Source organism: Paenibacillus pasadenensis (assembly GCF_023715725.1).
In the GTDB taxonomy this organism is placed as follows: domain Bacteria; phylum Bacillota; class Bacilli; order Paenibacillales; family Paenibacillaceae; genus Paenibacillus_O; species Paenibacillus_O pasadenensis_A.
This window is the reverse complement of sequence record NZ_JAMBOT010000001.1, coordinates 157,102-182,688: the sequence shown is the minus strand read 5'-3', so window position 1 is coordinate 182,688 and position 25,587 is coordinate 157,102. Positions and strand designations below refer to the sequence as shown.

29 protein-coding genes are annotated in these 25,587 nt (G+C 49.5%); 20 read left to right on the top strand and 9 right to left on the bottom strand.

Translation table 11 applies throughout. From position 1 onward, the window contains the following. Nucleotide 1 precedes the first annotated feature (1 nt). From M3223_RS00860 to M3223_RS00825, 8 genes are all read left to right on the top strand, one after another. Nucleotides 2–1,210 carry a nitric oxide synthase oxygenase gene (locus M3223_RS00860; protein ID WP_251558023.1) on the top strand — a complete coding sequence of 403 codons (1,209 nt, stop codon included), beginning with the start codon at nucleotides 2–4 and terminating at the stop codon, nucleotides 1,208–1,210. A 206-nt stretch (nucleotides 1,211–1,416) separates the two neighbouring features. Continuing rightward, nucleotides 1,417–4,266: a hydrogen gas-evolving membrane-bound hydrogenase subunit E gene (gene mbhE, locus M3223_RS00855; protein WP_251558021.1), complete on the top strand. Its 2,850-nt coding sequence runs from the start codon at nucleotides 1,417–1,419 to the stop codon at nucleotides 4,264–4,266. Next, entirely contained in the window at nucleotides 4,266–4,604 is a 339-nt protein-coding gene (locus tag M3223_RS00850; RefSeq protein ID WP_251558019.1) for a Na(+)/H(+) antiporter subunit C, read from the top strand. The genes mbhE and M3223_RS00850 overlap by 1 nt, the downstream gene beginning before the upstream one ends. Then, nucleotides 4,597–6,096, top strand: coding sequence for a Na+/H+ antiporter subunit D (locus tag M3223_RS00845; protein WP_251558017.1), 1,500 nt, complete (start codon nucleotides 4,597–4,599; stop codon nucleotides 6,094–6,096). Before M3223_RS00850 ends, M3223_RS00845 begins: the two co-directional genes overlap by 8 nt. Nucleotides 6,097–6,102: 6 nt before the next feature. Beyond that, nucleotides 6,103–6,579, top strand: a complete 477-nt coding sequence (locus M3223_RS00840; protein ID WP_251558015.1) for a Na+/H+ antiporter subunit E — start codon at nucleotides 6,103–6,105, stop codon at nucleotides 6,577–6,579. Next, a complete protein-coding gene (locus M3223_RS00835) occupies nucleotides 6,579–6,854 on the top strand; it encodes a Na(+)/H(+) antiporter subunit F1 (protein WP_251558013.1) in 276 nt (91 codons plus the stop codon). The genes M3223_RS00840 and M3223_RS00835 overlap by 1 nt, the downstream gene beginning before the upstream one ends. Then, complete coding sequence (mnhG, locus tag M3223_RS00830; RefSeq protein ID WP_251558011.1) at nucleotides 6,847–7,254, top strand: monovalent cation/H(+) antiporter subunit G; 408 nt, start codon at nucleotides 6,847–6,849, stop codon at nucleotides 7,252–7,254. The genes M3223_RS00835 and mnhG overlap by 8 nt, the downstream gene beginning before the upstream one ends. A gap of 315 nt (nucleotides 7,255–7,569) precedes the next feature. Beyond that, complete coding sequence (locus M3223_RS00825; RefSeq protein ID WP_251558009.1) at nucleotides 7,570–7,746, top strand: hypothetical protein; 177 nt, start codon at nucleotides 7,570–7,572, stop codon at nucleotides 7,744–7,746. Nucleotides 7,747–7,849: 103 nt separating this feature from the next. Here M3223_RS00825 and M3223_RS00820 read toward each other — a convergent pair whose 3' ends face one another. Then, a complete protein-coding gene (locus M3223_RS00820) occupies nucleotides 7,850–9,349 on the bottom strand; it encodes a phytoene desaturase family protein (protein ID WP_251558007.1) in 1,500 nt (499 codons plus the stop codon). 169 nt (nucleotides 9,350–9,518) lie between these two features. Here M3223_RS00820 and M3223_RS00815 point away from each other — a divergent pair, with 169 nt between their 5' ends. From M3223_RS00815 to M3223_RS00795, 5 genes are all read left to right on the top strand, one after another. Further along, nucleotides 9,519–10,802 carry a glycosyltransferase family 2 protein gene (locus tag M3223_RS00815; RefSeq protein WP_251558004.1) on the top strand — a complete coding sequence of 428 codons (1,284 nt, stop codon included), beginning with the start codon at nucleotides 9,519–9,521 and terminating at the stop codon, nucleotides 10,800–10,802. Next, complete coding sequence (locus M3223_RS00810; RefSeq protein ID WP_251558002.1) at nucleotides 10,792–11,277, top strand: glycosyl-4,4'-diaponeurosporenoate acyltransferase; 486 nt, start codon at nucleotides 10,792–10,794, stop codon at nucleotides 11,275–11,277. Before M3223_RS00815 ends, M3223_RS00810 begins: the two co-directional genes overlap by 11 nt. Nucleotides 11,278–11,339: 62 nt before the next feature. Continuing rightward, the gene (locus tag M3223_RS00805; protein ID WP_251558000.1) at nucleotides 11,340–12,557 is read left to right on the top strand and encodes a DUF3900 domain-containing protein; all 1,218 of its coding nucleotides are present in this window, start codon (nucleotides 11,340–11,342) and stop codon (nucleotides 12,555–12,557) included. 122 nt (nucleotides 12,558–12,679) lie between these two features. Continuing rightward, on the top strand, nucleotides 12,680–13,039 hold the full coding sequence (locus M3223_RS00800) for a Lin0512 family protein (protein ID WP_251557998.1): 360 nt from the start codon (nucleotides 12,680–12,682) through the stop codon (nucleotides 13,037–13,039). Between the two features lie 30 nt (nucleotides 13,040–13,069). Beyond that, on the top strand, nucleotides 13,070–13,861 hold the full coding sequence (locus M3223_RS00795) for an undecaprenyl-diphosphate phosphatase (protein ID WP_251557996.1): 792 nt from the start codon (nucleotides 13,070–13,072) through the stop codon (nucleotides 13,859–13,861). A 54-nt stretch (nucleotides 13,862–13,915) separates the two neighbouring features. Here M3223_RS00795 and M3223_RS00790 read toward each other — a convergent pair whose 3' ends face one another. Beyond that, a complete protein-coding gene (locus tag M3223_RS00790; protein ID WP_251557994.1) occupies nucleotides 13,916–14,104 on the bottom strand; it encodes a hypothetical protein in 189 nt (62 codons plus the stop codon). A 216-nt stretch (nucleotides 14,105–14,320) separates the two neighbouring features. Between M3223_RS00790 and M3223_RS00785 the strand changes: the two genes are divergently transcribed. Continuing rightward, a complete protein-coding gene (locus tag M3223_RS00785) occupies nucleotides 14,321–14,770 on the top strand; it encodes a hypothetical protein (RefSeq protein ID WP_251557992.1) in 450 nt (149 codons plus the stop codon). Here the strand turns inward: M3223_RS00785 and M3223_RS00780 are convergent. Further along, nucleotides 14,767–15,249 carry a hypothetical protein gene (locus M3223_RS00780; RefSeq protein WP_251557991.1) on the bottom strand — a complete coding sequence of 161 codons (483 nt, stop codon included), beginning with the start codon at nucleotides 15,247–15,249 and terminating at the stop codon, nucleotides 14,767–14,769. The genes M3223_RS00785 and M3223_RS00780 overlap by 4 nt on opposite strands. Nucleotides 15,250–15,361: 112 nt before the next feature. On the opposite strand from M3223_RS00780, the gene M3223_RS00775 reads away from it, so the two are divergent. From M3223_RS00775 to M3223_RS00750, 6 genes are all read left to right on the top strand, one after another. Continuing rightward, complete coding sequence (locus M3223_RS00775; protein ID WP_251557988.1) at nucleotides 15,362–16,615, top strand: sigma-70 family RNA polymerase sigma factor; 1,254 nt, start codon at nucleotides 15,362–15,364, stop codon at nucleotides 16,613–16,615. Between the two features lie 152 nt (nucleotides 16,616–16,767). After that, the gene (locus M3223_RS00770; RefSeq protein ID WP_251557986.1) at nucleotides 16,768–17,175 is read left to right on the top strand and encodes a class I SAM-dependent methyltransferase; all 408 of its coding nucleotides are present in this window, start codon (nucleotides 16,768–16,770) and stop codon (nucleotides 17,173–17,175) included. A gap of 182 nt (nucleotides 17,176–17,357) precedes the next feature. Next, a complete protein-coding gene (locus M3223_RS00765; protein WP_251557984.1) occupies nucleotides 17,358–18,362 on the top strand; it encodes a phosphotransferase enzyme family protein in 1,005 nt (334 codons plus the stop codon). 190 nt (nucleotides 18,363–18,552) lie between these two features. Next, on the top strand, nucleotides 18,553–19,128 hold the full coding sequence (locus tag M3223_RS00760) for a dihydrofolate reductase family protein (RefSeq protein WP_251557982.1): 576 nt from the start codon (nucleotides 18,553–18,555) through the stop codon (nucleotides 19,126–19,128). Nucleotides 19,129–19,169: 41 nt separating this feature from the next. Then, nucleotides 19,170–19,526 (top strand): VOC family protein, encoded by a 357-nt coding sequence (locus tag M3223_RS00755; protein ID WP_251557980.1) that lies wholly within the window; start codon nucleotides 19,170–19,172, stop codon nucleotides 19,524–19,526. Nucleotides 19,527–19,752: 226 nt separating this feature from the next. Further along, the gene (locus M3223_RS00750; RefSeq protein WP_251557978.1) at nucleotides 19,753–20,190 is read left to right on the top strand and encodes a hypothetical protein; all 438 of its coding nucleotides are present in this window, start codon (nucleotides 19,753–19,755) and stop codon (nucleotides 20,188–20,190) included. A gap of 135 nt (nucleotides 20,191–20,325) precedes the next feature. Here M3223_RS00750 and catA read toward each other — a convergent pair whose 3' ends face one another. The 6 genes from catA to M3223_RS00720 all read right to left on the bottom strand — a co-directional run bounded on the left by catA (nucleotide 20,326) and on the right by M3223_RS00720 (nucleotide 25,372). After that, nucleotides 20,326–21,009: a type A chloramphenicol O-acetyltransferase gene (gene catA / locus M3223_RS00745; protein WP_251557976.1), complete on the bottom strand. Its 684-nt coding sequence runs from the start codon at nucleotides 21,007–21,009 to the stop codon at nucleotides 20,326–20,328. Between the two features lie 86 nt (nucleotides 21,010–21,095). After that, complete coding sequence (locus tag M3223_RS00740; protein ID WP_251557974.1) at nucleotides 21,096–21,758, bottom strand: AlkZ-related protein; 663 nt, start codon at nucleotides 21,756–21,758, stop codon at nucleotides 21,096–21,098. Between the two features lie 333 nt (nucleotides 21,759–22,091). After that, entirely contained in the window at nucleotides 22,092–23,003 is a 912-nt protein-coding gene (locus M3223_RS00735; RefSeq protein WP_251557972.1) for a sensor histidine kinase, read from the bottom strand. 18 nt (nucleotides 23,004–23,021) lie between these two features. Then, nucleotides 23,022–23,693: a response regulator transcription factor gene (locus tag M3223_RS00730; RefSeq protein WP_251557970.1), complete on the bottom strand. Its 672-nt coding sequence runs from the start codon at nucleotides 23,691–23,693 to the stop codon at nucleotides 23,022–23,024. A gap of 4 nt (nucleotides 23,694–23,697) precedes the next feature. Then, nucleotides 23,698–24,462 (bottom strand): ABC transporter permease, encoded by a 765-nt coding sequence (locus M3223_RS00725; RefSeq protein ID WP_251557969.1) that lies wholly within the window; start codon nucleotides 24,460–24,462, stop codon nucleotides 23,698–23,700. Next, a complete protein-coding gene (locus M3223_RS00720; protein ID WP_251557967.1) occupies nucleotides 24,455–25,372 on the bottom strand; it encodes an ATP-binding cassette domain-containing protein in 918 nt (305 codons plus the stop codon). The genes M3223_RS00725 and M3223_RS00720 overlap by 8 nt, the downstream gene beginning before the upstream one ends. Nucleotides 25,373–25,587 lie beyond the last annotated feature (215 nt).

The following is a 25,587-nucleotide window of genomic DNA, read 5'->3' as shown; positions in this document are numbered from 1 at the left end:
CATGAGCAGCAGCATTGGCGGGGACTTGGCGGCGGAAGCGGAGGCGTTTCTGCACCAGTTCGGCGGAGAAAACGGCAAATCCGCAGAATGGACGGAGCAACGAATCCGCGCCGTAAAGGAGCAGATCAAAGCGGGAGGAACCTACACCCACTCCGCAGAGGAGCTGGCTTGGGGGGCGCGCGCCGCCTGGCGGAACAACAGCCGCTGCATCGGCAGGCTGTTTTGGTCATCGCTGGATGTCATCGACGCGCGCGGCGTCTCGACTGAGGCCGAGGCGGCGGATGCGCTGCTCCGGCATTTGGAAACCGCTTGGAACGGGGGACGCATTCGCTCCATGATGACCGTTTTTGCCAGTCATGGTTCGCCGTCCACCGTTCGTGTCTGGAATCACCAGCTGCTGCGTTATGCCGGTTACCCTTCTACTGACGGAACAACGCCCAGGCGCGGCGATCCGGCCTCGGATGAATTTACTGCCCTGTGCATCGAGCTTGGCTGGCGAGGAAGCGGCGGAGATTTCGATTTGCTGCCGCTCGTTGTTAGTATCGGTGACGGAGATCCCCGGTGGTTTCCGATCCCGGAGCGGCTCGCTCCCGAAGTACGGATCGAGCATCCGGAGCATCCATCAATAGGCAAGCTAGGGCTGCGCTGGTACGGCATTCCGGTCATATCGGATATGGCATTGGAAATCGGCGGCATTGTATATCCTGCAGCTCCGTTTAACGGCTGGTACATGGAAACGGAGATTGGCACCCGCAACTTTGGCGATGCGGAGCGCTACAACAGAATTGGCGACGTTGCGGATGCGCTCGGTCTCGACCGAAGCAGCAATATGACGCTGTGGAAGGATCGCGCGCTGCTCGAACTGAACGTGGCGGTGCTGCATTCGTTCCGCAAGGCCGGAGTGAGCATAGTCGACCATCATACGGCGGCGGATCAGTTCACCCGTTTTCAGCGGCAGGAAGCGGATCGCGGACGCGAGGTGAGCGCCCGCTGGTCCTGGATCATCCCCCCGATGTCGCCTTCGCTGACGCCAGTGTGGCATGACAGCGCGATGCGCGAGCTCAACCTTCGTCCGAGGCTGCTGCAGCAGGACAAGCCGAAGCGGTTGCGCGGGCTCGGAACGAATTCTGTTCTATCAACTGAAAGCAATGCTCAAGGCTGTCCCGTCGCTCATAACGCGCCGTCTTCGCCTTCATGTCCGTTCCATTAGGGCCCAAAAGCTTGACAGCCCAATTACGTCCGGGCTAAAATTAAACTAATTTAATACGGATTTACCCGGAGGAGCCTGCCAAAAGCGGGCTCTTTTTGTCTTTTTTACCCGACTCTTTCACGGGTATAGAAGAGATGACACGGTTTTTAACGCCTGGTTAGGAAATACTGGAAGCAGATCATGTACATAAAAAAGGAGGCCAACCTTTGCTTCACGCCATTGTATTGCTGCCCTTTTTACTGGCGGCTGCGCTGCCGCTGCTGGGCAAGCTCTTGCGCGGGGTTCATCCCGGCTGGATTGCGCTGGCAGCGCCTGCACTTATGCTTCTCTTTTTTCTTACCAGGCTGGCCGAAATTTCGGACGGAGGGGCAATTACCGCTGCGGCACGCTGGATTCCGAGTCTTGGAATCAACCTGGAGCTGAAGCTGGACGGCCTCGGCATGCTGTTTGCACTGCTCATCGCCGGCATCGGCGTGCTGGTTGTGCTGTATTCAATCTTTTATCTCGACCATCGCAAGGAAGCGGCGGCGAGATTTTACGTTTGCCTGCTGCTGTTTATGGGAGCGATGCTCGGCGTCGTGCTGTCCGACCATCTGATCGTGCTGTACGGCTTCTGGGAGCTGACGAGTATAACCTCGTTCCTGCTCATCGCCTTCTGGCATCAGCGGGAGGCCTCGCTGGCGGGAGCGATGAAATCGCTGCTCATTACCGCCTTTGGCGGATTGTCCATGCTGGCGGGTTTTCTGCTGCTCGGCCTTGCCGGCGGGAGCTGGCGCATATCGGAGCTTGCCGGATCGCTGGATGCGCTGAAATCAAGCCCGCTGCTCGTTCCGGCGATGCTGCTTATCGCGCTTGGCGTTTTTACCAAGTCGGCGCAGTTTCCGTTTCATATCTGGCTGCCGGACGCGATGGAGGCGCCAACGCCGGTCAGCGCGTATCTGCATTCCGCAACGATGGTCAAAGCCGGACTGTATTTGGCCGCCAGATTGCTGCCTGTTTTTGCAGGGGAAGCGGTATGGTTTGTGCTGTTGACCGTCTCCGGTCTCGCAACGCTGCTGTACGGCTCTTTTCGCGCAGTCAAACAGACCGATCTTAAGTCGCTGCTCGCCTATTCCACGATCAGCCAGCTTGGCCTTGTGCTGACCTTGCTTGGCCTTGCTTCAGCTTATCCCCCCGGGGCGGAGGCGAAGCTTGCGGCGTACGGCTCAGCGGCCGCTGCGGCAGCGCTCTTGCATCTGGCCAATCACGCGGCATTTAAAGGAGCGCTGTTCATGGCGGCGGGGATTGTCGATCATGAAACAGGCACACGCGATATCCGCCATCTAGGCGGGCTTATGCGGCTCATGCCGGTTACTTTCGCCGTATCGCTTGCGGCGTCTCTGTCGATGGCCGGTGTACCGCCGTTTGGCGGATTTATAAGCAAGGAGCTGTTTTTCGGCTCAGCGCTTGCTGCGATCCGCAGCGGCGGCTGGAGCGCGGCGGCTGTGCTCATTCCGATAGTTGCCTGGACGGCGAGCGCGTTTACGTTCCTGTACAGCGCGGTGTTCGTCTGGCGCACATTCGGAGGCTCCGGAAGCACGGAGCGGGAGAAGCAGCCTCATGAAGCTTCACCCGGCCTGCTGCTGCCGCCATTGCTGTTGGCCGGAGCGGCGCTCCTGCTCGGCGTCATGCCAGGACTGATTACGTCCGGCGTGCTGCAGCCAGCGCTGGCAGCGGTTTATCCGGGGGCGCCGGAATCGTACGCGAAGGTATCGTTATGGCATGGCTGGACGCCTGAGCTGCTCATGACGTTTGGCGTATTTGCGGCAGGAGCGCTGCTGTTCCTTGCAGCTCCTAAGCTGCCGCTGCTTCATCGGGCCGCCCGTACGCCTTTCAGCTGGAATGGGTTGTACAGCGGAGGCTTGAAGGGTTTGGACCGTGCTTCCGGCAAACTGACCTCCCTGTATCTGACCGGTTCTATGCGGCATTACGCCGGATATGTGGTGCTATTTTTCATTGTTGCCTTGTCCGCAGCCGTTTGGCTGTCAGGAGGTTTTCGCATCAGCCTGCACGGCATGGCGCCTGTAACCATTTATGAGGGAATCGCTGTAGGAGCGTTGATTGCTTCAGCGCTGGCTGTGCCTTTTGCCCAATCTCGAATGATGGCCATTTTGCTGACAGGAACGGTGGGCTACCTGGTTGTGCTGTTTTTTGTCCTGTTCCGCGCGCCGGATCTTGCCCTGACCCAGATGATTGTGGAGACGGTGTCGGTAGCTCTGTTCCTGCTCTGTTTCTACCATCTGCCTGCGCTCAAAAAAGAGCGGACTGCCGTAAAAACGAAGGTCATCAACGGCATCATCGCGGCCGCTTCAGGCATCGTTGTCACCGTGCTGGCCCTCGGAGCCTTCAGCGGGCGCTCCTTCCCGTCTATCGCCGAGTATTATTTGAAAAACAGCTACGAGCTGGCGGGCGGGAAAAATGTCGTCAACGTCATTCTCGTCGACTTCCGCGGCTTCGATACGATGCTGGAAATCGTCGTGCTTGGCATCGCTTCCTATGCAATTTACGGTTTAATTCGGCTGAAATGGCCGCATGAGGCCGCCGCCGAAGGGAGCGGGAAGCGCGAGCATGAATTTCGGCTGATGTATAAGGATGCCCGCAGCAATGACGTCATTTTGCAAACCTTATCCAAGGTTATTCTGTTTCTCATCCTGACCTTCTCGCTGTATCTGTTGTTTGCAGGTCATCATGAGCCGGGTGGCGGCTTTATCGGCGCGCTAATGACGGCATCGGCGCTCGTTCTGCTCAGTATCGCCTTTGGCGTCAAAACCGTCCGTGCGGCGCTGCCGGTCAATTTCCGCATCGTCACGGCCTGCGGCATCGCAATTGCGCTGTTAACAGGCATCGGCTCGTTTCCGTTTGGCGTTCCGTTTCTGACGCATACGTTCGGATACGCCACGCTGCCGTTTTTCGGCAAAAACGAGCTGGCGACCGCCGTGCTGTTTGATCTCGGCGTTTATTTCACTGTTGTCGGCATGGCGATGACGATTATTTTGGCGATTGGGAGGGACAAGTAATGGAGCTGCTGCTCGCACTTGCTGTCGGCACTTTGTTTGCCGTCGGCGTTTATATGATTCTTGCGCGAAGCCTGCTGCGCGTCATTCTCGGCTTGTCTCTGCTCACCCATAGCGTGCATTTGCTGCTGCTGACGATGTCGGGGCTAAAAGCCGGAGCGCCGCCGCTGCTTGGCGGACAGGCGGAGAGCTATGTTGACCCGCTGCCGCAGGCGCTTATCCTCACCTCGATTGTCATCAGCTTTGGCGTCACCTCGCTGTATTTGGTGCTGGCTTACAAAACCTACAAAAAGCTCGGCACAGACGATACCGAGCAGCTAAGAGGTGAAGCGGATGAATAACATCGTTGTGCTGCCGCTGCTGATACCGCTTTGCACCGCTGTGCTGCTGCTTTTTTTCAGGTCCAGCATCAAGCTTCAGCGCATGGTGAGCGTAATCGGGCAAAGCTCATCGGCAGCCGCCTGCGCCGTGCTGCTTTGGCAGACCGGAACCGGCGGCGTGCAAACGCTGGCTATGGGCGGCTGGAAGGCTCCGTATGGAATTATGTTTACAGCGGACTTTATCGCTGCGCTGCTCGTTACAGCGTCCACAATCGTTGCGGGGTTCTGTCTGTTATATTCCTTCGGCTCGGTTGGCGCGGAAAGAGAAACATTTTACTTTTATCCGTTTTTTCAATTTCTGATGGCCGGAGTCAACGGCTCATTTCTGACGGGAGATTTGTTCAATCTGTTTGTCTGTTTTGAAGTGATGCTTATCTCCTCGTACTCGCTGCTTCTGCTTGGCGGAACGAGGGAGCAGCTGCGGGCAGGGCTTGGATATATGCTGATCAACATCATGTCGTCCACGCTGTTTGTCGCTGCCGTCGCTTATTTGTACGGCGTTACAGGCACGCTCAACATGGCCCATCTGTCGGAACGGATTGCGGCGGCGGGGCAGGACGGCATCTTGTCGGTCATAGCCATGCTGTTCTTGATCGTATTCTCGCTAAAAGCCGGGCTTTTCCTGTTTTTTTGGCTGCCGGGCAGCTACGCAGCGCCGCCGCCGGCCGTAACGGCGCTGTTCGCCGCGCTGCTGACCAAGGTAGGGTTATACGCCTTAATTCGCACGTTTACGCTGTTGTTCCCAGGTGACCCTGAGCTAACGCATAGCTGGATCGGCTGGATGGCCGGGGCGACGATGCTGCTCGGTGCGGCAGGCGCGCTGAGCAGCAAAGACGTGATGCGAATTCTTAATTTCAATATCGTCATTAGCGTCGGCTTTGCCGCTTTTGGGCTGGCTGTCGCCAATGAGGCGTCGCTGCAGGGGCTTGTCTTTTATATGGTGCAGGATATGGCGGCTAAAGCGCTGCTGTTTCTGCTGGGCGGCTTGATGATCCGGGAGGCTGGAACGCAGCGGCTGGACAGGATGGGAGGGCTGTATGCAAGCCGTCCGGGGTTAGCGTGGATGTTTCTGATTGCGGCGCTGTCAGCCGCCGGAATTCCGCCGCTCAGCGGCTTTGCCGGCAAGCTGCTGCTGGTCCAGGGCGGGCTGCAGAGCGGAGCTTACGTGCTGACCGCTGTAGCGTTAGCTTCCAGTCTCATTGTGCTTTATACGCTGGTCCGGCTGTTTATGAAGGTGTTTTGGGGCACGGCCTCTGAACGCCCGACAGCCTGCTCTCTTAATGAGTCAAGCAGCCCCGGATCTTCGCGCTGGGCCGGGATTACCGCCGGAGTGCTCTGCTTCCTTGTTGTACTGCTCGGCGTCGGCTCGGAATGGCTGGCGCAAGCGTCATCCGCCGCTGTGCTCACGCTGCTTGATCCGACCGTTTATATTGATGCTGTACTGAAGGAGTAGATGCGCATGGCCGCTCAATTTCTCATTAATCTGCTCATTGCGTTTCTGTGGATGTTTCTCTATGACGATATGGGCTTTACCCGGTTTATCGCCGGTTTTATGCTGGGCATGGTGTTCATCGGACTGCTCAACCGGTTCCTGAAGCGAGAGTTTTATTTGCGCAAGGTTGTTGCCGTGCTTCATTTATTATGGATTTTCCTGCGCGAGCTGTTTCTGTCCAGCTTCACTGTCATCTATCAGATTATGAAGCCGCGGCTGACGATCCGTCCGGGCATAGTGGCGCTGCAAACCGAGCTGAAAACAAACGGCGAGATGACGCTGCTAGCCTGCCTGATTTGTCTCACGCCGGGAACGCTGACGCTGGACGTTTCTGATGATAACCGGACGCTTTATATTCATGCAATGGATATCGGAGACGCCGAGCAGCTCAAGCATCAGATCCGCAATTCGTTTGAAAAGGCGATTATGGAGGTGACGCGCTGATGGTTGCTGCACTGCTGCAATTGTCGCTTGTGCTGCTTGCGCTATCCATAACCGGCTGCATGTACCGGCTGCTAAAAGGGCCTTCCGCATCGGATCGGATCGCCGCGCTGGATACGATCGGCATTTTGCTGCTGTCGATGATTGCGGTGCTCGGCATGCTGCTGCATACAACGGTTTATTTTGACATCATATTGGTTATCGGGATTGTGAGCTTTATCGGAACGGTGGCCTTGGCGCGTTACATCGAGCGGGGGATGGTGATGGAGGATGAATAGTTCGTTTGGGCTTCTGGCTGCCGTGCTTGTGCTGCTGGGAGCTTTGCTCAGCCTGTTCAGCGCCTATGGGCTGATTCGTCTGCCCGACGTCTATTTACGCTCCCATGCCGCGACCAAAAGCGCTACGCTAGGCGTGTTGTTTATTTTGACTGGAGCATTTCTCTATTTCTCGCTTGTAGAAGGCGTCGTCAGCGTGAAGCTGCTGCTCGGCATTGTGTTTGTATTTTTGACAGGGCCGGTGGCAGGGCATCTCAATGCGCGTGCCGCTTACCGCACAGGGGTGAAGCTTTGGGAGCGCAGCAGCCAGGATGATCTGAAGCAGGCGCTGCAGCAGGAGCGTGAAGCTGCGAAGGATAATGGCGGCCAGCCGAAAATACTGAAGGAAGATCCATTGCCGTAGTTATAGTTGCCGGAAGGATAAAGGGTTATTGGTTGGTAAAGGAATTATAGGATGAAAAAGGGATTTGATTATTAATTTTCGTTGATTTAGCTAAAAATTAAAGCCGTTAAATGTTTGCGATACCGTAAAAAGATAAGTCTGCCTCGCTACTTTAAGCGAGGCAGGCTTCTTTTTTTGCGCATAAGAAGTCTGGAAACTCATAAGGATAATTATGGTAGTTATTCCTTTGGGATTGTGGTAATATATGCCTATTGAATATCTAATTCTGGAAATTTTCACTGGAAACGGAGAAATTGAAAAAGGATGCTTCCGCTTATGGGCCGTATCGGACTTATTTTGGTCTTTTATTTTCTCTTTTTCCTTGGCCCATTCGGCGTTTATGCCGTTGGCATGGTCATGTTTCTTATTTTTGCGCGCATGTCGCTTAAGCTTCTGGAGGAAGAGTATCGCTGGGAGCGGCGCGGGGGAAGGGGCAGAGGAAGATGGCTCTGAGCCGCCATGTTTTCCTTTCAGTCAGCTGCCCCCGTCTAAAAAGAACGTTACCCCGCAGAAAAGCCCGCTTTCGCGACTCGAAAGCGGGCTTTTTAAGATGAGGTTACATCGCTTCGGACTGCGACAGATCCTCTTGAATTAAGTCAGCCGTTAGCTGGCCGCTAAGGGTAACCATTGGCACGCCGGCTCCCGGATGAGTGGAGCCCCCGACAAAATAGAGCCCTTCCAGCAGCGGGCTGCGGCTCGGAATTTTGAATCCGCCGTTCAGCTTGCGGTCGGTAACCGCTCCGTAAATGGAACCGCCGTTTGCTCCGTACAGCGATTGCAGATCATCGGGAATGAACTGGTTCTCATACACGATATGCGACCGCAGATTGTCTGCGCCCATCCGCTCCAGCTTGTCCAGAACGAGCTCGCGGTAGCGGCTGCGATGCTCCTCCCAGCTTTCGCCGGGCTGAAGCGGCGGCACATGGGTCAGCACAAACCAGTTCTCGCAGCCTTCCGGCGCCTGGGAAGGATCGCTTTTGGAGGAGATGCCGACATATACGGTTGGGTCGTCAGTCGGAATACGGTCAACAAACATCTCATGAAATTCCCGCTGCGGATCATGCGAGAAAAAGAAATTGTGATGCTTGAACGCGTCGTAGCTGCGGTTCACGCCGAGCAGCAGCACATGGCCGGATACGGCCGGTTCGTACTTGGCGAGCTTCGCCAGCTGGCGCTGGCTGCCGGGAGCGTCCCGGAGCAGCGAACGATGTGCCGGAATCGCCTCCAGGTTGCAGACGACAATATCGGCATTCAGCTCTTCGCCGCTAGCAAGCCGGACGCCGCTTGCCTGTCCGTCGGTCTCCATAATAGCCGTTACTTCGGCTCCGGTGCGGACCGGTACGCCAAGCTCCTCCAGCAGGCGCAGCTCTGCGCGGGCAATCTCGTACATGCCGCCCTTCACAAAGTAGATGCCAAGTCCCATTTGCACATAAACAAGCTGCGAAAGAACAGCCGGAGCGGCATACGGGGAGGAGCCGATATACATCGTGAAAAACTGGAAAATTTGCCGCAGATGCGGATGCTGCAAATGCTGCTCAGCCAGCTGGGACACAGATTTCATCGGGTCCATTGCCAGCAGCTCCCGCAGCGAATGCTCCTGGCGGAGATCGGGAAGGCCAGATAACGTGCGGCTGTAAAAGCTTTTCATGCACAGATCGTACTGCTTCCGGCAATAGTCCAAATACCCGAGAAAACGGCCGCGGTCGGCTGGCGACAGTGAATCGATTGCTTCCAGCATAACCGGCAGATCGCCAGTCAGATCCAGCACGGTCCCATCCTCGTAAATGCCTCTCCACTGCGGCTCGACCCGCTGCAGCGTCACATAGTCGTGCAGGCTGCGTCCGGCAGATTCAAATAGCTTTTCCAGCGTCCAGGGCATCGTCAAGATGGACGGTCCTGTATCGAACTGATACCCAAGGCCGGAGCGAATGTTCAGCTTGCCTCCGGCGCGTTCGTTTTTTTCGAGAACGGTCACCTCATGCCCGTCCGACCGCAGCCGGATCGCGGCCGCCAATCCAGCCAGCCCTCCGCCTACTACAATAATCTTTTTACCCATCACATGTTCCTCCTCCGTCTTGAAGGGTTAAGGTCCGTCTATACTAAGCTGTATCCCTTGCGCTATCGGAACAGCTTCCGATTGCATCTTTTACCCATTGTGGGCGGGAATGCCTCAGTGAATACCTCAATTTAAGAGAAAGAGTCGGATTTTTTGGAGGAGATTGCGAATGAACGGAGCGGTCACGCTAGTTTTGCTTGTTTGCGGCTTCATATTGCTGTCTCGTAAACGGCTGAAAGAGTCGCAGCTGGAGGGATGGCTGAAGGAGAGCAAATCTTTCTATCATCGCAGCTCGTCTGCGAACATGAATACGGAAGCTCCAGAGCCGACGACACGGTGGAGCGTTATTATTCCGGCGCGGGACGAGGAGGCCAATCTGGCCGTACTGCTGCCGATGCTTGTTAGCCAGAGTGAGGCTCCTCTGGACATTATCGTGGTTGACGACGGCTCCCGGGACGGAACCGCCAGCTTTGCCGCTTCGCAGCCCGGCGTGACCGTAATCGAGGCGGGTCCGCTGCCGCTTGGCTGGCGGGGCAAAAATTGGGCTTGCAGTCGCGGGGCAGAGCTGGCCCGCGGGAACCGGCTGCTTTTTTTGGATGCGGATACGAGACCTGCGCCGCAATTCATCGCCGCTATCGGACGAACATGTGTCCCTGGCACATGCGTGACGGTTCAGCCCTGGCATGAAGCGGGCAGCTTTGCCGAGCGGCTATCGGCTTTTTTAAATGTGGCCGTGTTAGCAGGCTCGGGCCGGTTTCTGGCGGCTCTTTCCGGGAAACGCGGCAGTGTTTTGAGAGACGATCAGGTGCAGGGAGAAGCAGCGGTTCATACGTCTATTAGAAGGAGCGTCCAGCGTGCCGGTAAGCTAGGCCGGTCTGGAGGAGCATTCGGCCCTTGTCTTGCCTGTACCCGAGCGGATTATGAAGCGGCCGGAGGGCATACGAGCGTGAAAGGCGAGGTGCTGGACCACGACCGTTTGGCGGCCCGCATGGAGCAGAGCGGAGTAAGGAGCATGGCTCTTTTAGGCGGGCGGCTGCTTAAATTCCGCATGTACAGCGGGGGTTTGCCTGATATGACAGCCGGCTGGGCCAAAAGCATTGCCTTAGGCGCAGGAGGCTCGCCTCGACTTGCGCTGCTGCTCATGATTTTGTGGGTATGCGGGCTGGTTGGAGCGGCGTCCGGCTTGGCCGGAGAGCTCGTGGAGGCGGTTTCGGCGTTGGCGGGCGGTGCTGGAGCGGACATATCGGGACTGGTTGTTTCCGTGCTGCTGTACGGGCTGGCCGCAGCAACCGCAGGAGCGGCTTGGCGTTTTGCAGGCTCCTTCGGCCGGGCTTCGGCGCTGCTGTACCCGCTGCATCTGCTCTATTTTTTTATCGTGTTTGCCTATTCTCTCTACCGTGTTTATATCCGGCGCAGCGTGAGCTGGAAAGGGAGGGATCTGGATGTGGCTTGAGCTGGCTCCAGGCGCAGTTATGGGACTGAATGCGGCGGTTCTGCTGCTGCTGCATGCCTTGTCCGTCGTGATTGCGCTCAAGCTGCCTTTGCGCAGCTTGGTGCGGGACGGGCCGCTGACCCGTCTGCGGCAGTTCGAAGCGGATGGACGCCTCTATGAGCGGTCGCTTGCCATTCGTCGCTGGAAGGACAAGCTGCCGGATGGCGGCAGCTGGATTAACTGCGGATTTTCCAAGCGCAGCCTGCAATCCGGTCATACGGAATATTTAAGTCGATTTACGGCGGAGACGCGTCGAGGAGAGCTCGCGCACTGGATGATGCTGCTTCCCATTCCGCTGTTTTTTCTATGGAATAGCGCGTTTGGAATGATAGTAATCCTGATATATTCGCTTATTGCGAACATTCCTTGCATTCTCGTTCAGCGCTACAATCGGTCGCGTCTATTGAAAGCCATGTCGCGAAAGCGCCGATTGTGATATTCTAGATGGTGATATTTCGCAGGCCAGTAGAATAGAGTTGGAGGAGCTGTCTCGCAAAAATGGAATTTGATGTGCAATACATAAGCTTCTTCGTCATCCAGACGGACGGAGAGGGGACGGATTCCGGCAAGAGGTTCCGCCACTTTGCGACGATGGACGGCGAGGATTACGAGGACAGCCCGCTGAAGGAGTTTTTGAGCGGCGAGTTTGCCCGGATCGTCAAGCGCAAGGCGGAGCGCAATCCCAGCTCGGAGTCGGTGCCGACCAAAATCGGGCGTTTCCGCGTGGAGCCCGGCTACGAGCTGGACAGCAACCCGGATTATAACCTGCTGCAAAGGCTGCGCAGCGCCGATACGGCGGAACGGTTCCACAGCATTGCCGACGAGCTGGTGCGGATCTATATGGATACGTCAGCGGTGCGCGGCGGTGCGCTCATTGCGGTGCAGGCAAAGCTAAGCAAGCTGTTCGACACGCCGTTTCTGTTTGTGCTCAAATGCGATTTTGAGTCCAAAATCGCCCGTATCGCCGACGAGCGAAGCCTGATTTCCAACGTGGAAATGGCGATCAGCGCCCGCAGCATCAAGTCGATCCAATATCCGCATATGCCGGAGGAAGGCATGCTGGAGCCGTGGGAGGTCAAGCTTCATCAGTCCTCGCATGCCCGCTATTTTGAGGACTTTCTCAAATTTGTCGGTTATGAGCGCCCGCTTCCTGAGGTAATGGGAGAGCAAGTGCTGGAGATGGTCCAGCAGCACATGACGGATAAGTGGCAGGACGACACAAGTCCGCTGCGTAAGGAAGAAGAGGAAGCGGTAGAGATTTGGGCGGCCTCCGAAAAAAGAGAGCTGCTGGAGCGCTGGACGCCGGAGCAGGTATTTGCAGCCTCTGCTGTTTTGGTGGAGCAGAAGGAGGATCTTGGCCTTAGCTTCAAGCTTGGCGGAGTTCAGGTGAAAGGGCTGTTGTCCGACTTTGGCAGCTCGCTGCATTTTGCGCGGCATAACGGCAAATACGTTGCGGTCATTGAAGGGGACTTTTTTCAGTTCGAGCGCGGCATTTCGCCCGTGGAGCTCATTCATCCGCCTGAGCTGACACAGGTAATGGAAGTGATCGGCCAGAATACGGCGGACGGGGAAACCCCTCCGGCAGCCGGATTTGCAGAGCAGGTGTTTGGGAGCCCGGATGCCGGCGGGCATGGCGACGGGTCGAGCTCCCCGGCACTGGAGAACGGGAGTCCGCTTCCGAGCGGCGCTGCGGATGATGACGATGTGCCGTGGTAAGGTCTAGTTGAGGCTTACTAAAATTATCAGAAAGCAACAATAAAGGTAGGCGAGAGCTCTATCATCTGCCCTAACAGCTGGAAATTTTCGTTGAACAACAATTCCGAGAGGAGGAGACATCAATGAAACAGGTCATGTTCATTGAGCTTGGCATGGGTACGGATCTGCATGGCCAAAACATTACAAAAGCAGCGGTACGGGCCGTGCAGGACGCCATTCACCGTAATTCCATGCCCGGGCTGCGCACAGTGCTTCCTGGCGGAAGCCTGGACAACATGAAGGTGCGGGTGAAGCTGGCCGTGCCATGCGACGCGGACAAGGTCGATGTGGAAGCGGTCAAGGCGGAGCTGCCTTACGGCCAGGTTGAGGTTGAAATTATGCCGGGCGGAATGATTACGTCGAGCGGCATTATTTTGGCGGACAAGGACGATAGTAACGATCTGATTTATGTCGTGCTCGCGTCGGTTGAGGCAGGATATTAGAGAGTATATGAGAGAACGGGAGTGTAGCGAGTGGATTATATCAAAGCCGTCATACTGGGCATTGTAGAAGGATTAACGGAGTTTTTGCCGGTGTCTTCCACCGGGCATATGATTCTCGTTGCAGACTTGCTGGACTTTACCGGCGACCGCGCCAAAACCTTTGAGGTCGTCGTTCAGCTCGGAGCGGTGCTTGCCGTATTCGTGCTCTATTTCAAACGGTTCATCGGCTTTCTCAAATTCGATTTTTCCAAAGGCTCCGGCCTGAATGCGCTGCACGTTATTCTCGGCATGATTCCGGCAGGGATCATGGGCGTCCTGCTGCATGGTTTCATCAAAGACTACTTGTTCAGCACAGCGACCGTTCTGCTGGCGCTCATTGCCGGCGGTGTCCTCATGATTGCCGCGGAGCAGTACCAGAAGCGCCGTGTTCCATCCGCCGAGACGGTGGACGACATTACGTATAAACAAGCGTTTGGCATCGGAATGTTTCAAATCTTGGCGCTCTGGTCGGGATTTTCCCGTTCAGGCTCGACGATTTCCGGCGGGATTTTCATGGGCACAAGCCAAAAGGCCGCGGCAGATTTTACGTTTATCCTGTCCGTGCCGATGATGTTCGGAGCAACAGGTGTTGATCTGTACAAAAGCCGCGATCTGCTCGTGCCGGAGGACTATGGTCTGTTCCTAGTCGGTTTGCTCGTATCGTTCGTAGTTGGCCTCATCGCTGTTGTGACATTTATCAACCTAATCAAAAAGCTCAAGCTGAGCTGGTTTGCATACTACCGCTTTGGTCTGGCTGCGCTGTTCTTCTTGTTCATGATGTAAGTTTATAGGCAGACTTAAAAACCGGTCCCCGCATGGCGGGAACCGGTTTTTTGCTTATTTTTTATACTTGCCTGGCGGGTAGCTGCCTGCAGATGTGGACGAAGAGGGATGGGAATCCGCCGTTTTCCCTCTGCCAGAAGCGAACTGTTTGACCGTATCAATCAGCTTGTCCCGCGCGCTTTTGTTCCGCATCAGATAAGTAACGCCTGCTCCGATAGCCGTACCGATTAATTTTTTATTCATTGCAACTCCTCCTTGATGGGCTTGTTGAGTATTGTTTACCCGCTATTGGCCTGAAGAAACTTTAGCGCTCAAAAGTCAGGAGAAGAAATACTCTGAGACTGTAGAAGGTTTCAAAGTCCGTCTAGAGGAGGGTCTAATAATTGGTCTTTGGCGGGTTATGGAATTAATTTCCTCATATTACAATGAAGCATATCAACCAAGAGGGAAGGGATTAAAATGATTCAATCCGTATCAGCACCGCGGGAAGTTAAAAAGTCAGTTCAGTTTTGGTTCATTGCCATTGCTGCAGGAATTTTTGAAATGGTTATTGCGCTCATCCAACAATTTTCACAGGAATCCGATTCGGGAGGCGGAATTATTATCGCAGCCGGAATAAGAACCGTCATTTTTGCGGCATTGGTCTATGTCATCATGAAGATGTATCGCGGGAAAAACTGGGCGCGTATTGTTTTAACCGTGCTTCTCGGAGTTATTGGAACTCTTTCGCTGATTATCGATCCGATTCAATGGCTTTTGAATGGAAATGCATTAAAGGATATGTTTGACGGCATGACGGTTTACTCCAGCTTGTTCGGGCTGAGCCGTGTTATTCACATCGCGGCTGTTTTTGCAGGATTAACGATGATGTTCCGGCCGGCTGCGAATCGGTATTTTCGTGCGGGTTAGTGATAAAGTTTAATTGCTTTGTCTTTAATTCTTTTCACGCTATCTAAGGGTAAGGTACCTTCTGTTCTATCCATATATGTAATTTCTTCATCAAACGTAGTAATAAAATCTCTAATTTCAAAAAGGTTTTTTTCTTCTCCTATCGTTTTAAGAATATGTTCAAAATATAAGTTCATATCTTTCCACATCTCGGATTGATTACCGTTCAAACTCATTGCGGCTGATTCATTACTTAAATTGTTTAAGTAGCTTACGAGAAGACTTAGTTGGTTATGGTCATACTGATCATCCATTGAATTAATTAGAACTTGCAGGTGATGGGAATTTGATACCAATTGAGATTCATTTACTGATCTATAGTTCGTGTTTAAATCTTCCAACTCGGCTATCTTAGTTTTTTGAACATGAATTTTATGGTTGACTAAAATTGTGGAAATGATAACCAATAAGAGTGTACAGACCAAATAGACTTTCTTCATTTTTTTCCTCCAGATGAAAATGTGTTGTATCCATATTAGCTTTGATTTCACTTAAAAACTCTTGGTATTTTTTTCATCCAATCGAATGAATTAAAGCAAATTTTACGCTTAGATGTGGCTTTTATCCCTTCACAAACGTCTAAATAGACATCAAATTAAAAGGAGGCACATCGAAATACATTCAATAAATGAAGAATCCACGGAGTTTTTGTATTCTCAATATTTTAATCGAATCCATCGAATCATTTGCATTAAAAAAGGTCCTGTGGAAGCGGAGGATTTGGCGCAGAAAGTTTTTGTTAAAGCTTTAGAGCATGAGAGTTTGTTTCGTAATGAGTCCAGTTCGTTCACTTGGCTGTATCGAATTACGATGAACATAATTATTGACGAGCTCCGTAAGGGGCACATTCGAAAACAAATGGAGCAGTTCAGCCTCGAATCCTCACTATTAACGATGGATTTTACGAATCATGTGGAAATGAAAATTGATTTATCAAGTGCGTTGAAGCGTTTTAACGAATTGGATCGGGAAATTATTACACTTAGATTTTTCATCGATTGTTCGTTTGAAGAGATCGCTTCGATTGTTGGAATGAGAAAGAGCGCTGTGAAAAACAGATTGTACCGGGCCTTGGGCAAACTTCGTACGGAACTGCTCGATTGGGGAGGGGCTAAACCGATGTCAACTGGTGAATGGATTAGTTTGGTGAATTTACTGGAAGATGAATCAAATGTAGCTAGGAACCGGACTGTAACCGAAGAGATTTTTGGTGAGCTGAAAGCCAATCTGGACCGAATTACGGATCATTTTAGGCCATTATCCACAAAAATTAATATTGAAATCTATCCGGACCTAGAAACTTTCCACACACAAACGGGTAAGCCGAATGGACCGGATTGGTATATTGCGATGCTCTCAAATGATGGAAAAACGATAAAAATGGTGTCGCCTCTAAATCCAGGACCACAGCACTCCTACCAGTCCGTAACAAAAGCAGTATTAAGCCTTTTTGCTACAGCCGTTGCTCTTCAGCTGAACAAAAATATCCCGCAATGGCTTAGATCAGGCATCGGTCATTATGAAGCCAACCATCCTTGGGGCGACCTTAGGACGGAAGTGAGGTCAGACTTGGAACAGGGGATAATTCCCAAACTGGCTGAACTAAATGGTGACTGGGGTGACTTTACAGATCGTAAGGGACATATGTATTCTTTTACGATTGTGGAATATATTGTCGCGGTATATGGATATAAGGCGTTACGTGCGCTTATTCAAAATTCAGACGCATACACGGACATATTTGCATGTTCAGAAACTGAATTCGAGCATAAATGGAAGGATTACCTGACTTTAAAATATGCGTAGGAGAAATCCAGCGGCTAGGGCCATCCGATTTAGGATGGTTCTGGCCTTTTGTAAAAAGCTTGCCTTTACCTATATATGATAATGTTGAGATTAGACATTGTTTATCCGTTGAAGGGGCGTGAATACAATGAGTGAGTTGAAAGAGTTGACCAATGAATCTCGTAACAGATGGGACGGCATCGCTGGGTTTTGGGATGATTATATGGGTGATGAAAGTAACCAATTCCAAAGGGGAGATCGTAAGACCAAAAACAGAAGAGCTATTAGCTGTTGTAGAGGGTCAAACAATACTTGATATTGCTTGCGGGAACGGGAACTTCTCCCGTCGATTAGCTGATCTTGGCGCAAAGGTGGTTACTTTTGACTACAGCTCAAACATGATTGAACGGGCAAAGCTGAGGTCGAAAAATTATTCCAGTACAATTGATTATCAAGTAATTGATGCAACAAGCTTTGATTCGTTAATTAAGCTTGGAAGCGAACGTTATGATATGAACCAATGGAGTCGATTGGAGTTAGAGGGCAGCCTGTTTCCCATCTTGTTTTTCATAGGCCGTTAACGTATTACATGAATTTGTTTTTAAGCTCTAACTTTGTACTTGATGGATGGGAGGAACCTAGCTTTCAAAAGGATGAAGATAGCAACAAACATTTCGACTGGTATGACATCCCTCCTGCGGTAATATTTCGTTTTAGGAAACGGTAACGTTTTGTACGACTTGATCATAAAGGGAGGCGACTTATGATAGATTCAATAGAAGAAATAATTGTGCATTATTTTCATTACGAGGATGTAAAAACGGAATCGGTTCCGTTTGGTCTAACGAATACGACTGTTTTTATAACCGTGAATGACCAAAAATTTGTCATTCGAAAGTATGACCGCTACACAAAGTCAATTCAAAGCCTGCACTTGGAAATGAATATTACGTCCTTCTTAGAGGGGCTTCAGCTGCCCTTTGAAATACCAAGGTTTTTGCCTACTCTAAACGGGGAAAAATTTGTGAAGCTGCAGGATGGTACTCTAGGAGCTTGCGTGACTTATATTCAAGGTTCCGTACCTGAACTTTTAACTCCCAAAGATGCCAAAACGATTGGACGCGTGGTCGGAGAATTGTCAAATAAGCTAAATATGTATAAACAACCAGACAATTTAAACTTCAGCGGGATTCCTTTCACTGATATGTATACGATCCATCCGCTCGTTAATCAAGAATCAGTCGAATCCTTTTGGAATAACCCTCCTTTTCAAATTACGGATGAACAAAAAAATGGTTATCATCTTGCAGTTGCATCGGTTAAGAATCAGCTTGAGTCACTAAAGTTATTGCCAAAACAATATGTGCATCATGATTTACTTCTGTATAATTTGCTAGCGACTGGCGAGAATATCACAGGTGTTCTTGACTTTGATTTTATGGGTTATGATATTGCGTTTTTAGAGTTTGTTATTAGTTTTAATCATGTTCTGCAGGAGTCGAAAGGCTCTTTACTTATGGCGGCAGCTTTCATTGACGGATATACAGAGTACTGTTCCTTTAGTAAAGATGAACTTCGGCAGTTAATAACGTTGACTCGCCTCTATCATGTTGCGGTACTGCATATTTATATTGGGCAATATCTAGCTGGTAAAGATATTCGTTTGGCATTCACATACATCATTAATCAACTTATTGAACGTGATTGTTGGTTGAATTTAAATTTGGATAAATTGGAGCAGAAGTTCCAGAAAAACATAAGAGCATAAAAAGAAAATAAGGATGGAGTTGATATGGAGATAATTTGCATGATTGACTTTATTGAGGGGGACGTCCCAAGGCGACGGAGCGTACTTTTAATAGAACAGATAGAATAGCAATTCATAAGAAACAGCCCGGTTTACCATGCTGTATAATATAGTTATTGCATTTCATGACATGAACAAGGAGAATCAGAAAATGAGAAAGCTTGTCTTATTTTTGCATTCAACACTTGACGGTTTCGTAGAAGGACCGAACGGTGAGATGGACATTGGATGGGTTTCCTACGATGCTGATTTGGAGAAACACGCCAAAGAAATTCTGAGTACTGCCGACACTGTCATTTGGGGACGTGGGACTTATCAGATGATGCACAGTTATTGGCCGTCTGTGCCTTCGGACCCGTCAGCTTCGCAGCATGAACGGGATCATGCCGAGTGGATCGAAAAGACAGCCAAAATCGTCTTTTCCAAGACGCTGGAGAAAGTCGAATGGAACAATTCCGTACTGGTGAAAGAAGATGTCGAGGAAGAGATCAACAACCTCAAACAGCAACCAGGCAGAGATATGGTCATTCTGGGTAGTCCCAGGTTCGCACACTACCTTATGCAGCTTGATATAATCGATGAATATAAAATCACGGTTTCTCCTGTCCTGATTGGCAAGGGATTGCGCTTATTCGAAGGACTCAAAGAGAAGACGAATCTTAAACTTATTGAAAACAAAACCTTTGATTCCGGAGCTATTGGTCTCTATTACCAAACGGTTAAATAATTTTGGTTCTCAGCTAACTGTTTGTGACTTGGAGGTTCGAAATGAAGGTCAAACGAATCGTCGCCAATATTAATACAACGGATATCACGGCAGCTAAACGCTTCTACGAGGATGTGCTTGGCCTTGATCTATTGATGGATCATGGTTGGATTAGAACGTATGGCTCAAATGAGGAAATGGGCGGCATTCAAATTAGTTTCGCCTCACAGGGTGGTTCAGAAACGCCTACGCCTGATCTATCAATTGAAGTCGATGATGTCGATGCTGCATTAGAAGGCATGAAGAGAGCGGGATTTCCGATTGAATATGGGCCTGCTGATGAGCCTTGGGGTGTTCGACGATTTTATGTTCGCGACCCGTTTGGTAAGCTTATTAACATTCTTGCTCATGAGCATTAATTTCTAACACGTTGTTTTTATCTGACAGAGGATAACTGGATACATATAAAATGCCGTAGCGCTCTTTGAAGCGTTGCGGCATTTTTTAATTCGGAGAACGTGCTTCACCATTTACCGATAGCTTAGAAGCAACATCTGAGTGTACAGTTTCGTTATGAATAGCGAAGATACAGAAAAACAAATCGAAATAAACATCAGGCTTGTAAAAACAAAGGGGATCTTATCTATGAAAAAAATGCTCTATATATTTCTTGTCGCTGCAATAATACCTATTGTATTAGCTGGATGTACAAAAAATGAGTCTAAGAAAGACGATCAACAAATACTAAAAAAAATGGAACAGTCATTAAAAGAACAAAATGTTCCAATATCATTTGTTAGTAAACAAGATGATCCAACGATACTTGATGGAGCGGTCCCTTATGTGTATAAGGTGGATTTAAATCAAAGAGTTGGATATAACGATAGAATTGAAATTTACATATTTCACTCCAATAAGGAGTTGAAAGAAGGACTTAAGCGCCAACATTATACGATGACGACACTCGCATCCTATGAAAATTTCATTTCAAATAAAATACTACTTGTGTATTTTGCTTCCAATGGAAAGACAGATAAATTTAAAGATCAAATTAAAGAAGTTGTTGAAACTATATCATTTTAAATCCTTATTCTATTTGCATCAGCTATCCAGAATAAGTTAACATCCTTGCCGGGCTTATGGAGTAAGCCATTCGTCTCCTCAAGACAAAAACGGCAGCTGGTCCTCTGACCGGCTGCAGTTTTTGTTAATTTACAACTACCGATCCTCATTCACTAATGCGGAATAGCTGGGTAACCACTCTTCACAAGCATCTGCACGTAACTGCAGCTCATTAAACAGCAGGCCGCTATGGTACCCGTCGCAGACGGCATGGTGGAATTGTGCTGATAACGGCAGCAGAAATTTTTCTGCTTGCTGAAAATATTTCCCCATCGTAAAAATGGGGAGTAGATAGGTTCCGTCGTTATAGATGTTTAGGTTGAACCCTGTAAAGCTAACCCAGGGGATGCTTGAAATAGGAAAAGTGTTAGCCGGTTCGTTAGCTTTCGGAGTAAACTGTTTAACACTTCCGTACGTTTTCATATCATCAAGATACCGGGTATAAAAATCGTTGAACTCTTCACTGTATACAGTCCATATACTTGAAAAAGTTTTATCATCATCATGGAATATGGTGAAGTTCGGAGACAGACTATCCCAATAGCCAATTGTCTTATCCGAATTAAAACATGTGCGAAATTCAATATGGCTGTTTACTACTGTAGTTATCATATGAATGAGTGCTGGATACAGTTTAATCTGCCTAATCTTAAGTTCTTTCAACAGCCTGGATATATCGAGATTTGCCGTCATACTGAAGGTGCATCTGGCATTGTTCAAATAATGCTCGAAATAAGGCTTTCGGCTCCAAGTATCCATATGGATTGGACTAAATTTCATATCGTATATAACCTCCTAAAATGTTTTTTGATTTTAGGAGGTTTGATCCACTGCTTTAACCATATCCTCTTCACATTCCAATCGTTTTATTTTAAATGCAATTTTTTCACAAAATAAGTCAACGCTTTCGCGGAACAGGTTAAACTCAACTGTTCCTTCAACAGTTCTTTCGCTTGTTCAACAGACGTAGCGTCACTATTCCGCTGAATCGATTGCAGCCATAACTCCGAAGGCTGGTAACACATGCTGCTCCAGCCCGCTTCATGATCGCTTTGTTTGGCAGCGCCTGTGATAACCACATCTCCATAATTTTGCAGCTCAACAAGAGCTTTTTCATAGTCTTTTTTATCTTCTTTGGCATTCAGGCCAGCTTCTTTCCGCAGATTCCGGGAATCGATATTTCCATTTTCGCTTAGAACCTTATAGAGACGATTGGCCGCATTAGAGATTAATCCGTCCTTATACCGTTCATCCACCGTTTTGTTAGAGGATAGAGCCGTCCTGACAAGGGCGAAGAAGTCGGTATGAATAAAAGCCGCTTTGGGACCGAAAAACTTTCCGTATGCGGCAGCTCCATCATGGGCTATTTGGATTCGCCACAACCAAGGATCGTTTTCATCATTAGTATGCCATTGATTTTGCGCAGCGGCACTCGTCAATGACGGATGTTCCGGAACAAATTCGGAAAAGGGGAGAATCTTGTATTTTTCTACCCATTGTACAAACTCCTCGTAAGTAAAAAGCTCCATGTTCAACAATACACCTTCGTTCCAGCGGAATTTTATGTTTAATTAAAGTCCCGGACAATTACATCCAGCACATGTTGGCCCCAATTCGAGGCCTCCGAGCCGGGTTCATTCCATGCGTAGGTGATGAGAGCTTTCCACAACGCCCAACCGCGTGCGCGATTAACGGTATGTTCGTCCAAACCCATACGTTATGTTGGAATCCCTCCACTGAGGGAACGGGCCATCAATTAATCGGCGTACCAATTCAACCGTAATTTCAATCATGAGCTCGCTTCCGCTTTACCGCCTCCAGTCATAAAACAATTAAAGGTAAATTGCCTCCTAGTGAAAAATTCAGCTTAGGCTAACCTTATGGACGGGTAGATACATGCGCAGCACAAATCCATGTTCGTTCAACGCGGCTTCCATTTTCCCGTTCATCTTTTCCACGATTTTTTTCGATAAATAAAGACCTAGCCCGCTTGACTCCGTATTCGTTCTGCTGGTGACCTCGGTGTAAAAACGCGTAAACACTTTTTCAATCGCGATCTTGCTGTCCGGCTTGATGTCGTTTGTAACGCTCATCATGAGATAGTTTCCTTCGACGCCATATTGAATCACGGCTTTACTTTTGGCATAACGAAGAATGTTTTGAATGACATTTTGAATGACCCGAATAAGCATAACTTGGTCGGCGATAACGGCTCTGTCGATGACCTGTTCGGGAAAAATGATCTCAATATTTTTTTCCTCAAACTGTTCATAAAAGGACAAAAAGAGTTCCTCAACCAGATTTGAAAGAGAGATTGAAGCTAGCGTAATCTCTTTTTGGTTCGTTTCAATCCGTGCCAAATCATAAAAATGATCGGTCATTTCCGTCAGACGTTTGACAGAATGCTCCACAATGTTTAGGTACTGCGCTTTTTTCGTTTCATCTGAAGTTGCGTGCAGCAGCTGTACGTAGCCATGGATCGACGTGAGCGGTGTCCGCAAATCATGAGAAAGTCCGGCAATGGACAGCTTCACATTTTCCTCCATTTGTTTGGCCTGACGGTTTTTTTGCTGGAACGTTTCAATCATCTGATTCAATTCGTCAACGAGATTCAATAATGACTTCTCGCGAAAATCAACAAACAGCTTTCTGCCAAAACCGGCGTTGGCCGGAATTTCTTTAACGCGCTTTTGCAGCTTGCGCAGCTCACGCTTCAGGAAGTAAAGATAAAAAAGAAGCGTTAAGGTAAGGGAGACAAAAATCCATCCCCACATCACGTTCACGCTCCTTCGTTAGTCAAATTTAAATCCGACGCCCCAAATGGTTTTAATATAGGTCTTGCTGCCGGTGTTAAGCTTATTTCGCAGATTGCTGATATGCATGTTAATGGTTTTATCGCTGTCGATAAAGGGTTCCTTCCAGACGCTCTCATAAATGTTGGACCGGCTGAACACCTTTTGCGGATTTTCCAGAAACAGCAGCAGAATCGCAAACTCCCGTCCGGTCAAATGAACCGGCTGATCCTGCAGCGTCACTTCACGCGTGTCCATATTGATGCGTATATCCGAATAATGGATTAGCTTGCCTGTTGATGTTTTTGCTGCATGGCGCAGCTGAATTTGAATTCGTGCGAGCAGCTCTTTCACATCAAAAGGTTTGGTGAGGTAATCGTCCGCTCCATTTGTTAACAGCTCCAGTTTTGTCGGCTGGTCATTTTTAGCGGAAATCACGATGACAGGTACGGGAGAGCTCTGCCGGATATGCCCCAGAAATTGTTCGCCATCCATTCCTGGCAGCATTAAATCCAGCAGCACCAGATCAATGGAATGCTGTTCAATGAGCAGCTTGCCTTCCGTTCCCGAATATGCGCTTTGTACGTCAAAACCGTGCAGCTCCAGGGCTTCCTTTAGAAGCGAATGAATGGAGCTGTCATCCTCGACGATTAATATCGTTGTCAAAAGCATCGACCTACTTTATGTCCGTTCGTTTGAACAGCAGGATTCCTATAGTGGATGATATCACGATTGTAAGCAGACTGACTAATACCATCCTGGGATAAAGGGAAATTTCCGCCGGATTAGCAAAATCCGAATAGAACAGGAACGCTTCCGTGAACCAGAAGGTAATAAATTTAAAATGCTCCGTCTGCAGGAAAATGCCAGCGCCAAAACCGGTTGCAATCGTATAAAGAAAACTCCAGATGAGCGAGACGGCGCTGCTTTTGGACTGAAAACTAATCATCACATAGATCGATACATTGGCCAAAATCAATAAAAGCAGCGTGCCAAACGCTTTGAACGCATAGCTGAAATAGTCATGGATTCCGGCAACCTCGCCAAAGCCATGTAAACTTGTGTAGGTTACTATGCCTAAAGCAGTCATAATCAATATGCCAACTACAGCAAGCAGAGAGGCTACCGCCAATTTTGTCAAATAATATTGCGTGCGGCTGCGGCCTAAAGACAATACATTACGAATCGTTCCATTTTGAAATTCTTCCCCAATAAAAAAGCTGATAAAAGCGCTGACGATGAGCAAAATCGCAAATCCGTTTTTTTCCATCATCAAAATGCCCGTCGCGCCGTTTACAACTGTCTCAAGAACCTGTTTAAGACTGGAGCTTTTGCTTTCCAGAGCTTGGTAGATGGGGATGATGACAAATAAGCCAAGTACAATCCATACCTTTTTGCTTCGCAGCAATTTTATTTTTTCGGCTGTTAGAAGATTAAACATGGCGGCTCCCCTCGGTTAATTGCAAAAAATAATCTTCGAGTTTTTGTCTGGATGCGCCAATACGCATCACGTTCACGCCTGCTAAAACTAAGGAACGATTGATGAGCGCAACATCGTCTAAACGCTCAAAAATATTGATCTCCATTCCATTGATTACTTCGTAATCTCGAATTCCGAGTTCGTTCAACACAACAACAGCAGTTTGAACCTCGGATGTTTCCAGTTCAATGTACTGCCGGGTTTCATTTGTTAACTCATCCTGCGAAAGCTCCTTAATGAGTTTCCCATCGTGTAAAATCCCGTAATGGGTAGCGACCTGGGAAAGCTCGTCGAGCAGGTGGCTGGAAAGTAAAACGGTCATGCCGCGCTCCGTCACTAACCGCTGGATAATTTCGCGCATTTCCACAATGCCGGACGGATCAAGGCCGTTCGTCGGCTCGTCCAAAATTAAGAATTCCGGGTTTGTCACTAGAGCGCAAGCGATCGCTAATCGTTGCCGCATGCCAAGGGAGAAGTTTTTTGTGCGTTTTTTGCCTGTGTGGCTCAGATTCATCAGACGAAGCAAACTATCGATTTCGCGCTCGCTGACACCGCCGTTTGCCGCCTGTACCCGCAAATTTTCCCGCGCCGTTAGATCCGGATAAAGCGCCGGTGTTTCAATCGATTGCCCCATTTTTCTTCTAGCACGCTGCAATCCGGTTATTCCCGTTTCGCCAAACAGCTCTATTTCGCCCTCGTCGATGGTTATTAAACCCATGACCGTGCGCATAAAGGTGGACTTTCCCGCGCCGTTTTCCCCGATGAGGCCGTAAATCATCCCGCGTTTAATTTCGATGGACACCTTGTGGAGCGCGTTGTGCTTGCCATATTTTTTTGAAATATTTGTTGCTTTAAGAATTGTTTCCGGCATCTCATAACGATCCCTTCCAGTTCGATGATGATTATAGGATAGGCGTTAGACATAAAGATTTAACCCTGAAAAGGATAAAAAAAGGGTAAAGATTTTGAGATGGGAACAGGAATAGATTGGATTAAGTTGAAAGGGTAATTCAAGAACAACGAGGAGGCGTTTTGTTGAGGTTATCCGAAACGTGGAATTTGGATTCTATATTTCCAGGCGGGAGT